A 12,279-nucleotide genomic window follows, 5' to 3' on the forward strand; every position below is an offset into this window, starting at 1 on the left:
TGCTCACGCCGCCTTGGGGAAGACTTTAAAGGGGGGATGGATACGGCCCATGATCCCTTAGTCCCGCGCCAGTCCGTTGGCGAGACGTTGCAGGAACACGCAGCAGGCTTCCATTTGCGAGATGGCGACAAACTCGTCGGCCTTGTGCGCCTGGTCGATCGAGCCCGGTCCGCAGATCAGTGTCGGCACGCCGATCTCCTGATACAAACCGCCTTCGGTGCCGAACGCAACGGTGTGATCGGCGAGCGCCGCGAAGCCGAGCGCATGCGAGCACAAGGACTTCAACTGGCGCGCCGGCGCATCGTTGTCGTTACGCAAGCCAGGGTAGGCGGACAACTGCGTGAAGGCGATATCGGCCCCGTTATAGGTGGCCTGCATGTCGGCCAGTAATTGCTTCAAAGCGAATGCCTTCAGCTTGGCGACATGGGTATCGGCACTGTCCTCGGGCAAGTAGCGGATCTCAAAATCGAAATCGCATTGGTCGGGTACGACATTGACAGCTACGCCGCCGCGGATCGTGCCGGTCTGGATCGTTGTGTAGGATGGGGCGAATGCGTCGTTGAACGGCCCGTCACGCCGGATGCCGGCGCCAATGCCGCGTAGATGACTGACCAGTTCCGCTGCGTATTCGATGGCGTTGACGCCGGTCTCGGGTTGCGACGAATGTCCGGCCAGACCGCGTACGCCGCAGCGATAGCTGTGTTTGCCCTTGTGCGCCATCGCAACACGCATGCCGGTGGGCTCACCGATGATGCAACCGATCGGTTTTGCCGCATCGACGGCCAATTCCGCCAACAGGTCGCGAATACCGACGCACCCGATCTCCTCGTCATAGCTGACTGCGATATGCAGCGGAATCGCGTTGATCGTGTCCTTGAAGAACGGCACGCATGCCAGCACGCAAGCGATATACCCTTTCATGTCGGCAGCGCCCCGTCCGACGAGCAGGCCATCGCGTTCGATCAGCGTGAACGGGTCGCTCGTCCAGGGCTGGCCGGTGACCGGCACCACATCGGCGTGACCCGAAAGGCAGATGCCGCCGCGGTCGGTTGGTCCGATTGTCGCGTATAAATTCGCGCGGGTGCCGTCGGCATGCGCCACGAGGCGGCTGGTGATGCCCTGGCTTTCCAGGTAGTCGCGGATATACGTGATCAGCGGGAGATTCGGCTGGCGGCTGATGGTGGGAAACGCGACGAGGTCACGCAGGATGCGTTTTGCCGTGGCGACAATCTCGGCGGTGCGTGCTTGTATCGCCGGGGCGTGCGATGCCACGGGTGCATGCGCGGCATCGATGGTCGTGGACGTACTGTCGAGGGAGGAATGCATGGCCTGGCTCACGATGGTGTGGAAGCGGGATGGGGCTTGCCGGGCGTTTGTGATTCGGCAAACGCGAGACGCAATTGGTCGAGTGCATCGGTATCGGTGCGCTCGAAACGCAAAGGCGTGACCGATACATACCCCTCGTGTACCGAGGCGGTTTCGCTATCGGGCAGCGCGTCCTCGCCGTTGCGGCGGAAGCGCAGCCAATAATAAGGGACGAGGCGTGGGTCCTCCTTCACCTCTACTTCCATGCCGCGCACCAGTCCGGCGCCCTGGCGGGTCAGGCGGATGCCTTTCGTCTGCTCGGGACGCACGGCCGGGAAGTTCACATTCAGGCACACGCCAGGCTGCCACGGCAATGCCAGCAACTGTCGGACGACATCGGCGCCCAAGGTGCGTGCCGTGTCCCAACTCAGCGGATTCGGTTGCCGATACGTCTGGCTCATTGCAAAGGCGCGCAGACCCAGTAGCGTCGCCGTCATTGCCGCGCCCACGGTGCCGGAAAACACCGTCTCCACACCAAGGTTGCCGCCGCGGTTTACTCCCGACAACACCAGATCCGGTTTCACGCCGCCCATCAGCGCCTGTGCCATCACCACGCAGTCTCCTGGCGTGCCCGTCACGCCAAAGCGCCGCTCGCCGCGCGGGATGGCCCGCAACGGCGCATGCAGACTGACCGAGTGCGAGGTGCCGCTCTGATCCGTTTCCGGGGCAACCACCCAGACCTCATCGGCGATCTGCGCCGCGATATCAGTCATGACCGCCAAGCCAGGGGCATCGATGCCGTCATCGTTCGTCAACAGGACGCATTTCAGGCGAGGTGCCGAGGACAGGAGCTGCTGGGTGCGTGATGTAACGAAATCGCGGGGGACGTCAAGCGGCTGAAACGTGTCGGGCATGGGGCGAGCCTTATCGGAAAACGGTGGCCAGCGCGGCAATGCGAGCATGAACGGCAGGCCCGAAGCACTGGGATGATGTCGACATTTTACCGCAGTGGTGTGCCCCTCAGTCCGTCTTACGACGCTAAACATTTGAAATCAGCCGGGATTTCCCTATAATTACAGGCTGGCCTCGCGTGCCATTCCTCTCGAACGTCCTGCAATTCGTCCACCGATCGCGACGACATTGCCAGCCCTTCCGCCATGGTGGACCGTGGGCCGGACCGCCAAATAAAATCGATACCCATGCCGAAGACTGACACTGCTCCCGCCCCGCGCCGGTCCGATTCGTCCGACGTGGCCTTGCGCCCCGTTCGGGGAACCGATGGCCTCGCAAACGAGGGGGCGCTGGTGCTGTTTTCCGGTGGTCAGGATTCGGCAACCTGCCTGGCCTGGGCATTGCAGCGCTTTGCCCGCGTGGAGACGATTGGTTTCGACTACGGCCAACGCCATAAGATCGAACTGACTTGTCGCAGCGCCTTCCGGGCCCAATTGCTGGCCGCCGGCGTGCGTGAAACGACCGCCGGCGATGTGGAAGGGGCGGCGAAAGCGGATGCGGCAACGACGACCGCCGGTGGCGGGCTCGATACCGCCAGCGCGTCCGGCTTGAACAGCATGACTGGATCCAACGCGGCGGCATCCGTCGCCCCGGTCGCCATGAGGGCGTTTGACGGCTGGACCGGGCGCCTGGGCGTTGACCATATGATCGACTTGTCGATGCTCGGTCAGATCAGCGACACCGCGATGACGCGGGACATCGCGATCGAGGCCCGGGATGACGGCTTGCCGAATACCTTCGTGCCAGGACGCAACCTGCTGTTCTTGACCGTGGCGGCCACGATCGCCTACCGGCGCGGTCTGCGGGTGCTGGTGGGCGGCATGTGCGAGACCGACTACTCCGGCTACCCCGACTGCCGCGACGATACGCTGAAGGCACTGCAGATCGCGTTGAACCTGGGCATGGATCGCCGCATGGTGCTGCAGACGCCGCTGATGTGGCTCGACAAAGCCGCCACGTGGGCCCTTGCCGAGCAGATGGGCGGCACGCCGCTGGTCGAGCTGGTGCGGGATCATACGCACACCTGCTATGTGGGGGACCGGACGCATTTTCATCCGTGGGGCTATGGGTGCGGCAACTGCCCCGCGTGCCAGTTGCGCGCAAACGGTTATGCGGCCTACCAGGCCGAGCGCGCCGTTTCACGACAGGACGGTCAGGGCCATTAAATGACGTACTCGGTCAAGGAAGTTTTCCATACCTTGCAGGGCGAAGGGGCGAATGCCGGTCGTCCGGCGGTGTTCTGCCGTTTTTCCGGCTGCAATCTCTGGACGGGCCGCGAAGCGGATCGCGCGGAGGCGGTCTGCCAGTTCTGTGATACGGATTTCGTCGGAACCGATGGCGAAAATGGGGGCAAATACCGCACGCCTGCCGATCTGGTCGCCGTCGTTGCCGGGCTGTGGCCCGAGGGAGAGGGGCAGCGCTTTATCGTATGCACCGGCGGCGAACCGCTGTTGCAATTGGATGCCGCATTGATCGATGCATTGCATCAGGCCGGTTTTACGATCGCCATCGAGACCAACGGCACGATTCCGGTGCCTGACGGGATAGATTGGGTCTGTGTCAGCCCGAAGATGGGATCGACCCTGGTCGTTACGCGCGGCGATGAGCTGAAAGTGGTGGTGCCCCAGCCGAACCAGGTGTTGGCGCAATACCTGGCGCTGGATTTCACCTATTTTCTGGTCCAGCCGATGGACGGGCCATCACGTGACATGAATACGCGTCTGGCAATCGACTGGTGCAAGCGACATCCGCGCTGGTGGCTGTCGATGCAAACGCACAAATACTTGAATATCGCCTGAGCGCATGCTGGCGCGGCGAATCGACGGATACCCATTGTGATACGAATTACACGCCGTTTGGAATTTGATGCCGGTCATCGGATTCCGGATCATCGCAGCCAGTGCCGTAATCTGCATGGCCATCGCTACGTCCTCGAACTGACGCTGGAAGGCGAGGTCGTCGAGGAAAGCGGGTCTCCGGAATGCGGGATGGTCATGGATTTCGCCGACGTCAAGTCATTGGCCAACGCGCATCTGGTGGACCGCTGGGACCACGCTTTTCTCGTCTACCAAGGCGACGAGGCAGTGATGCGGTTCCTCGAGACGCTGCCCGGTCATAAGACGGTGGTCATCGATCGTATTCCGACGGTCGAAAACCTGGCGCAGTGGGCCTATGAAACATTGGCACCGGTCTACGATGGACATTACGGGCGGGCACTGCGCCTGATCCGCGTGCGTCTCTATGAAACGCCGAATTGCTGGGCTGACGCCGGACCGAAGCTGGAGGGTTGATCGCCAGACGGCTTCCCTGACGCATTGCCCCGTCAGTTGATCATGTGGTTCAGATAGTGGTCCATGGACAGTCCCAGGCCGGGCGCGGTTCGACGAGCGTATTCTATTTGGCGGGGTGATCGATTCCTTCCATGCCGGGCACGCGGCGTGCTTGTTTAAGCAGGCCCACACATGGAGGCAATAATGACCTACGCGACGACGCAATCGACGAAGCAGGATCACGCCCGCAATATAGCCGCGGCCTTGAAGAAAGACGAAATCGACCCGAACAAGCATGAAAACCCGGATCGCGACAATCTGAGTACAGATCACCGCCTGGATAAGGACTTGGAGGAGACGTTCCCGGCAAGCGACGCCCCGGCCACGGGTGGCGTGACCAAGATCGGCACCGATGGTGAGGAAACCGGCAAGCCGCGCCATCAGGACGAGAAAAAGGCTGGACGGAGCGCGTAATGGGCACGACGCATTCATACTCCAAGAGCGTGCCGTCCGAGCTGCCGGAGGACGTCGTGCCACGCGGTGTCGACCTGGACAATGATGTCGGCAGCGACAGCACTGTCGACGCGGATGGCAAGAATCGCGACGCACGCCGCCAGGCCGCTGACGCGGCGTCGGGAACGGGCGGCGGCCTGGACCGCCAGCATGATAACGAAGTGGTGAGCAACGCGACGTTGCAAAACGCGGTGCGGACCCCGCCAACAGGATTAGCGGGGATCGATAGTCGTCCGGATGGCGCGTCTGCTGGCGTGCTCGCGGCGCCTGGTAGCCATGTGGTGGACGTTGGGTTCGTCGAAGCGTCAGGGTTGTACGAAACAGCCGGTGATGACTCCGATACCGATGCAACGGAAGGCGCGAGGAAGCGTCTCGAACATATCCCGCAAAACCATACGCGCGTGGGTCACAACATCAAGTTCGAGCCGGACACGGACGTGAAGTCGCCCCGCTCGGAGCCGTGACGGGTGGCATCTGTTGCGGCCTGCCGGACCCGCAGCCGCGCACAATTGCGCTAGGTCTGGGCGGCGTGCGTTTCCGTCCGCGTCGCTTGGTGCCCGTCTAGCGCCGGATGTTCTTGCGCTGATTGGCTACGCTCATCACCATGCCGACCGCAACGCCCAGCGTGACCAGCGCCGTCCCGCCATAACTCATGAATGGCAGCGGCACGCCGACAACCGGCAAGATGCCGCTTACCATCCCGATATTGACGAAGGCATAGGTAAAGAACGTCAACGACAGCGCCCCGGCCAGCAATCGTCCGAACATTGTCGCGCCACGCGAGGCGACAATCAGGCTTCGGACGATCAGCAGGGTGTACATCGCCAACAGCAGCAGACCACCAACCAGGCCAAATTCTTCCGAATACACGGCGAAAATGAAGTCCGTGTGTTTTTCTGGGATGAACTCCAGATGCGCCTGCGTACCCTTTAGCCAGCCTTCCCCGCGAGGACCGCCCGAGCCGATGGCGATCACGGCCTGGATTGTGTGGAAACCCCTGCCAAGCGGATCGGACGTCGGATCAAGCAGCGTACAGACACGATGTTTCTGGTAGTCATGCATCATCGGCCAATTCACACCGGGCTGGCAGATACGATCCTCGTTGATCAGTACTGCGCCGATGGCAACGACCCCGACCAGCATCACGGGCAAAATCAGCTTCCAGCTCAGTCCTGCAAAGTAGATGACAAACAGGCCGGCTGCAAAGACCAGCATCGCCGTACCCAGATCGGGCTGTTTCGCAATCAGGCCGACCGGTAGCGCCAGCAATAACAGCGCGACGCCGTGATCCCACCATCGGATGGCCCCCTCACGCAATTGGTAGTACCAGGCCAGCATCAATGGCATGCCGATCTTCATCAACTCCGAAGGCTGAATCACCACGCCCACGTTCAACCAGCGTTTTGCCCCTTTGCGGGTTAGTCCGAACAGGGCCACGGCGACCAATAAGGCGACCCCGAACGTATACAGCGGTACCGCGAAACGCATCAGTGTCTGGGGCGGTACGTGCGCAATCGCCCACATCAGGATAAAGGTCAGCAGGACATTGCGGACCTGGTCGGTGACACGCGACGGCATGTCGATACTGGCGCTATAGAGGGTGATCAGACCGGTGCATACCAGTAGGAACACGAACAGTGCCAGCGGCTTGTCGAAGGCCATCAGGGACCGCCAACCGCGGTCGAACCAGGCACGAACTTCGGGAGACATGCGCGAAATCCTCTCGATGGGCGAAGCGATGGGCCTCGCCGGAATGGTGCTTAGTCGGCAACGCCTTCGGGTTTTTGTTCCGCCGGCTTCGGCGGGGCGGGTGGTGGCTCTTTCTGCGGTCGATCCACGTCGTGCTCACCCGCAGCGGAGGCGGCTGATAGCGCCGCGGCATCCGATGCGGCATCCAGGTTGAAGGCGGGCGAAGCCGCGGCGAGCGAGGCCGGCAACGCCGCGGCTGCCGGCGACTCTTCCTGTCCGCCGATGACAGGGGTGGTCCCGCCGACGGTCGCGGATGCCGCGGCGACAACAGCGGCCGCCTCGGCACCCGGCTTGAAGCGGTCCACCATATAGTAGTCCAGCACCTTGCGCGCCACCGGTCCCGCCGTTTGCGCACCCCAGCCACCGTTCTCGACGATCAGCGCCAGCGCGATCTGCGGATCCTTGGCAGGCGCGTACGCCACGAACAATGCGTGGTCCCGTAGCCGTTCCGGGACCATATGCGCCTTGTACTTCGAATCCTGCGCGACCGTGAATACTTGCGCGGTACCGGTCTTTGCCGCCACGGTGTACGGCGCGCCCACGAATACCGCCTTCGCCGTCCCTTCAGTGACCACGCCCTGTAGCGCGCGTTTGACGATATCAAAGTCGGATTGCGGCAGGTTGATCTTGTAGCTCGGCTTGGGCACCGTCAGCGTGACCTGATGCGTGATGGGGTCCTCGATCTCTTTCACGAGGTGGGGTTTCATCACCACGCCGTCGTTCGCCAGAGTCGAGATGGCATGGGCGAGCTGCAGGATCGTGAACGAGTTATAGCCCTGGCCAATGCCCAGGCTGACCGTTTCACCGTCGTACCAACGTTGCTGCGCTGGCTTTCGGTAGGCTTTCATCTTCCAGTCGGTGGAGGGCAGCACGCCAGTGGCCTCGCCTTGAATATCGATACCTGTCTTCTGGCCGAAGCCCCACGGTCGCATGAAGTCGGCGATCGCGTTGACGCCCAGGTCATGCGCGAGCATGAAGAAGTACGTATCGTTCGATACCACCAGCGCGCGATACATATTGACCCAGCCCTGGCCGGTAATCACGTCGTTGCGGAACTTGTGGCCGCCCAGCATGTAAAAGCCGGGGTCCTGGAACCCCCAGTCCGGCGTGCGCTTGTGCAAGGCCAGCGCGGCCAGCGCCATGAACGGCTTATACGTGGAGCCCGGCGGGTAGGTCCCGCGCAACGGCCGGTCGAGCAAGGGATGGTCCGGCGAATTGTTCAGTTCGTCCCAATTCTGCTGATCGATGCCATCGACGAACAGGTTCGGATCAAAACTCGGTGCGGAGACGAACGCCAGGATGTCGCCGGTTTTGGGTTCGATGGCCACCAGTGCACCACGCCGGCCGGCGAAGGCCTGTTCGGCCACCTGCTGCAGGCCGATATCGAGTGACAGCACCAGATTGTCACCGGGCTTTGCCGGCGAACGCGACAGCGTGCGCACGGGGCGGCCGCCTGCTGTGACTTCCACTTCCTCGAAACCGGTCGTCCCATGCAACTGGGTTTCGTAGCTTTGCTCGACACCGATCTTGCCGATGTAGTCGGTGCCGCGATAGTTGTTCGCATCAAGCCGCGGATCGTAGTGATCGGGGTCGTTGTCATTCTCCTCGCTGCGCTGTTCGATCCGTTCCTGATCGCGCTGCGAAATGCGGCCGATATACCCGATTACATGCGCGGCGGTGGGCCCGAGTGGATATTGCCGGAACAGCCGCGCGCGCACCTCGACGCCGGGAAAGCGATAGCGCTGCGCCACGAAGCGCGCGACGTCGTCATCGCTGAGCCGAGTCAGGATCGGTAAACTCTCGAAATTCTTCGAGTCTTCCTGCAATTTACGGAAGCGTCTCCGCGCCCGTGCATCGATCGGTTCGAAGGCAGCGAGTTCGTCAATGACCTCGGGCAGCGGCCGATCCAGCTTCGATGGCGTGATTTCCAGCGTGTAGGCGGAGTAATTGCGCGCCAGGATGACGCCGTTACGGTCCGTGATGATGCCACGGTTAGGCACGATGGGCGCAACCGAGATACGGTTTTCCCGTGCCTGCAAGGCGTAATGCGGATAGCGCATGACCTGCAGGTAAAAGAAGCGGCTGGCGAGCAGGCCGAAACAGATCAGCACGAAGGCCGCCGCGGCGAAGATGCGCAAGCGGAAACGTCGGGCTTCGGTTTCGGCGTTATGAAAGTCGGTCATCCCGCTATTCCGTCAGATCGGCCGGGTGTCGTCCGGATCGACCGCCCGCTTTTGCGGTGCGATCAACAGGATGCTCACGATCGGCCAGATCAGCGCGCCCACCAGGCCGTTGCTCAAGTACCCCCAGGCGGGCAGCTCGCCGGTCATCACCCAATGGGCAATGAACGGCAGCAGTTCGACACCCAGCAGCAGCGGCAGGATATAAAAGGTCTGCGACCACAGCGGATAGGCCAGGATGCGCCGATGCAGCGTGATCGCCGTGTAGGACATCACCGTATAGGCCAATGCATGTTCGCCCACGAGGCCGGTGTTGTTGACATCCACCAGAAGGCCAAGCAGAAAGGCCGAGCCGATGCCGACCCGCCGGGGTGCGCGAATATTCCAGTAGAGCAGTGTCAGCGCGAGGAAATCGGGCACGCCCGGCAGGCGTCCCCATGGCAGCATGTCCAGGAACAGCGACACCACCAGACTCATAACGATGAACCAGGGGCGAACTGGCTGCAGGATGTATTGCGGAGGATTCATCGTTTATGGTTCGTCGTGCCGGGGGCCGCATCCTTTATCGCGCCATGGCGTGCCGCTGCCGCCGCTGGAGCCGAGGCTTCCATTGCCGGCGCCGCAGGCCGCCCGGACGCCGCCAATGCCGCGGCGGTGGCCTCGGCCGGCGTCACTTCCGCCGTGCTGGCGGCGCTGGCCGCGTCAGGCGCCGAGGCACTCTCAGTCGCGCCCGCTTTCGTGGCGCTGGCCGACTTGCTCTTCTTCGCGCCTTTCCCATTCTTCGCCTGTTCGGCTTTTTCCTCTTCCACCGGATTGGGAGGAAGCGCCTCGCGATAATGCAGGACCAACAACTGCCGCACGCCGCGGATCTTCGCGATGGGTGACGCCCAGACCTTCGCGAACGCGGAATCCGACTGTTTGTCGACGCGAACGATCCGCGCTACGGGCAAGCCAGGCGGATACAGCCCATCGAGTCCACTGGTCACCAGTTCGTCGCCCGGTTTCACATCGGCGCCCGATGGCACGAAACGCATGTCAAGCATGCCGGTGTCCGCGCTGCCATAGACGACGCTGCGCACGCCGGTACGCACGATCTGCACCGGCACCGCTTGATCGCGATCGGTCAGCAGCGTCACTTCCGATTGCAGTGGGAAGACACGAGTGATCTGTCCCATCAGGCCATCTTCGGTAATGACCGGCGCACCATTTTCCACGCCGGCTTGCAGGCCGTGGTCGATGATGACTTTCTGTGAGAACGGGTCGCGGGTGTCGTACTGGATTTCCGCCGGAATCGGCGTGATCGGCGCGCGTTGCGTCAATTGCAGCAAGCTGCGAAGGTGGCTGTTTTCCACCTGCATCTCGGCGGCACGCGATGCTTCCAGACCCAATTGCAGGTTGCGCGCCTGCAATTGCGACACCTGCGCGCGCAGTGTCTCATTCGAGACGGCGAAGGAAAACACATCCGCGATCAGGTCGCGTGGTGCCAGCGCGGCGCGTTGCAGCGGGTAGAGCGCGGTCACGATGACCTGCCGGAACAGCGTCAGCGTATGGAAATGCGCATCGGTCACCAGCAGGCCGATCGCCAGCGACATGCAGACGATCAGGCGGACCAGCGCGGAAGGACCTTGCCTGAAGAGCGGCGGTGGACTGTGATCCATGAACGGCGTCCCAGCCTAGAAAAATACGAAAGGGCTACGCTACCCTGGCGGGCAGCGCCGCGCCGCCGAGAGGCGTTATTCGTAGGAAAAAATGCTGCGAACCTTGTCCACACGCTCAAGCGCCATGCCGGAACCGCGCACCACGCACGTCAACGGGTCCTCCGCGACGAGGACCGGCAGACCGGTTTCCTCCGCCAACAGGCGATCCAGGTCGCGCAGCAGCGCACCGCCACCCGTCAGCATCATGCCACGCTCGGCGATATCGGCGCCCAGTTCCGGCGGCGTTTGTTCTAGCGCGATCTTCACCGACGACACGATCTGGTTCAGCGGGTCCGTCAATGCTTCCAGGATTTCATTGCTTGAAATCGTGAAGCTGCGGGGGATACCCTCCGACAAGTTACGCCCCTTGACTTCCATTTCCTTGACTTCGGAACCGGGGAACGCCGAGCCGATTTCCTTCTTGATCGCTTCCGCCGTCTGTTCGCCAATCAGCATGCCGTAGTTGCGGCGAATGTAGTTGACGATGGCTTCATCGAACTTGTCGCCACCCACGCGCACCGAACCCTTGTAGACGATCCCGCCCAGTGAGATCACGCCGACTTCGGTCGTGCCGCCGCCGATATCGACGACCATCGATCCCGTGGCCTCCGACACCGGCAGGCCCGCGCCGATCGCGGCCGCCATGGGCTCTTCGATCAGATAGACCTGGGAGGCGCCGGCGCCATGCGCCGCTTCCTTGATGGCACGACGTTCCACCTGCGTGGAGCCGCACGGCACACAGACGATCATCGCCGGCGACGGTCGCAGCATCCGCGACTGATGCGCCATCTTGATGAACTGCTTGATCATCTGCTCGGTGACCGTGAAATCGGCGATCACGCCGTCTTTCATCGGGCGGATGGCCTCGATGTTACCCGGCACCTTGCCAAGCATCTGCTTGGCTTCCTTGCCTACTGCCTGGATCGTCTTCTTGCCGTTCGGACCGCCTTCGGTGCGAATGGCGACCACGGAAGGCTCATCGAGGACGATGCCCTTGCCGCGCATGTAGATCAGCGTATTGGCCGTGCCCAGATCGATGGCGAGGTCATTGGAAAAGTAGCTGCGAAAAAAACCGAACATTCAGGATCCTGTCGCTCAGCGCCACGCGGCGGTCAGCCGGGGCAGCGAAAAAATAACAGCCTCGCGTGCGGCCGCCGGGTTCCAACCGCGAAACCACGAGGCGACACACAAATTTCCGCACACGAAGCTGCCTGGAGGAATTTGCAGTTGGTCGGCCGCGGCGTTGCTTTGCCACGCTACATGCACGCGCATGTGTATCACGAAGGTCAAGGTACGGGCAGCGCGACGGCGGACGATCAACCCAGATTGGGTCGAGGCGTAATGATACCTTATAATTCACGGGTGCCAGCACCAAAAACGGTGTTACCAAACGTGACGGCGTGCTGTTTCAGCGCGTTGTTTTAGCGCGGATTTTCGTTCGACCATGCGAAAATCGCGCGCTAACCCAAACGGTACGGCGACATACCCGCTGCACCGCGGCTTGGCCGCGTGTGCCGCGGTATGCGCCCTGCAGCGATTCTTGCGGATTCCGCA

Annotated in this window: 11 protein-coding genes and 2 pseudogenes; 6 read left to right on the forward strand and 7 right to left on the reverse strand. The window is 62.2% G+C overall.

The genetic code is table 11. From position 1 onward, the window contains the following. Positions 1 to 57 precede the first annotated feature (57 nt). Both argE and surE read right to left on the reverse strand, forming a co-directional pair. Complete coding sequence (gene argE, locus SJQ66_RS15705) at positions 58 to 1,326, reverse strand: acetylornithine deacetylase (RefSeq protein WP_024903461.1); 1,269 nt, start codon at positions 1,324 to 1,326, stop codon at positions 58 to 60. An 8-nt stretch (positions 1,327 to 1,334) separates the two neighbouring features. Beyond that, complete coding sequence (surE, locus tag SJQ66_RS15710) at positions 1,335 to 2,219, reverse strand: 5'/3'-nucleotidase SurE (protein WP_407691538.1); 885 nt, start codon at positions 2,217 to 2,219, stop codon at positions 1,335 to 1,337. A 342-nt stretch (positions 2,220 to 2,561) separates the two neighbouring features. Between surE and SJQ66_RS29725 the strand changes: the two are divergent. The 6 genes and pseudogenes from SJQ66_RS29725 to SJQ66_RS15735 all read left to right on the forward strand — a co-directional run. Further along, positions 2,562 to 2,774, forward strand: a pseudogene (locus SJQ66_RS29725) (7-cyano-7-deazaguanine synthase); the annotation flags it as partial. Positions 2,775 to 2,924: 150 nt separating this feature from the next. Then, positions 2,925 to 3,482: pseudogene (locus SJQ66_RS29730) on the forward strand (7-cyano-7-deazaguanine synthase); the annotation flags it as partial. Beyond that, positions 3,483 to 4,115 carry a 7-carboxy-7-deazaguanine synthase gene (queE, locus tag SJQ66_RS15720; protein ID WP_024903458.1) on the forward strand — a complete coding sequence of 211 codons (633 nt, stop codon included), beginning with the start codon at positions 3,483 to 3,485 and terminating at the stop codon, positions 4,113 to 4,115. It abuts the pseudogene before it with no gap. 36 nt (positions 4,116 to 4,151) lie between these two features. After that, a complete protein-coding gene (gene queD, locus SJQ66_RS15725; protein ID WP_024903457.1) occupies positions 4,152 to 4,607 on the forward strand; it encodes a 6-carboxytetrahydropterin synthase QueD in 456 nt (151 codons plus the stop codon). Between the two features lie 183 nt (positions 4,608 to 4,790). After that, on the forward strand, positions 4,791 to 5,060 hold the full coding sequence (locus tag SJQ66_RS15730) for a hypothetical protein (RefSeq protein ID WP_024903456.1): 270 nt from the start codon (positions 4,791 to 4,793) through the stop codon (positions 5,058 to 5,060). Continuing rightward, a complete protein-coding gene (locus tag SJQ66_RS15735) occupies positions 5,060 to 5,563 on the forward strand; it encodes a DUF3005 domain-containing protein (protein WP_320534991.1) in 504 nt (167 codons plus the stop codon). The genes SJQ66_RS15730 and SJQ66_RS15735 overlap by 1 nt, the downstream gene beginning before the upstream one ends. A gap of 97 nt (positions 5,564 to 5,660) precedes the next feature. Here the strand turns inward: SJQ66_RS15735 and rodA are convergent, their stop codons facing one another. From rodA to SJQ66_RS15760, 5 genes are all read right to left on the reverse strand, one after another. Next, positions 5,661 to 6,809 carry a rod shape-determining protein RodA gene (gene rodA / locus SJQ66_RS15740; RefSeq protein WP_024903454.1) on the reverse strand — a complete coding sequence of 383 codons (1,149 nt, stop codon included), beginning with the start codon at positions 6,807 to 6,809 and terminating at the stop codon, positions 5,661 to 5,663. Between the two features lie 50 nt (positions 6,810 to 6,859). Continuing rightward, positions 6,860 to 9,031, reverse strand: coding sequence for a penicillin-binding protein 2 (gene mrdA, locus SJQ66_RS15745; RefSeq protein ID WP_024903453.1), 2,172 nt, complete (start codon positions 9,029 to 9,031; stop codon positions 6,860 to 6,862). 12 nt (positions 9,032 to 9,043) lie between these two features. Then, entirely contained in the window at positions 9,044 to 9,556 is a 513-nt protein-coding gene (gene mreD / locus SJQ66_RS15750) for a rod shape-determining protein MreD (RefSeq protein WP_024903452.1), read from the reverse strand. Further along, a complete protein-coding gene (gene mreC / locus SJQ66_RS15755) occupies positions 9,553 to 10,686 on the reverse strand; it encodes a rod shape-determining protein MreC (RefSeq protein WP_024903451.1) in 1,134 nt (377 codons plus the stop codon). The genes mreD and mreC overlap by 4 nt, the downstream gene beginning before the upstream one ends. Positions 10,687 to 10,761: 75 nt before the next feature. Next, positions 10,762 to 11,805, reverse strand: a complete 1,044-nt coding sequence (locus SJQ66_RS15760; protein WP_024903450.1) for a rod shape-determining protein — start codon at positions 11,803 to 11,805, stop codon at positions 10,762 to 10,764. Positions 11,806 to 12,279: the final 474 nt, after the last annotated feature.

Source organism: Robbsia andropogonis, from assembly GCF_034047095.1.
In the GTDB taxonomy this organism is placed as follows: domain Bacteria; phylum Pseudomonadota; class Gammaproteobacteria; order Burkholderiales; family Burkholderiaceae; genus Robbsia; species Robbsia andropogonis.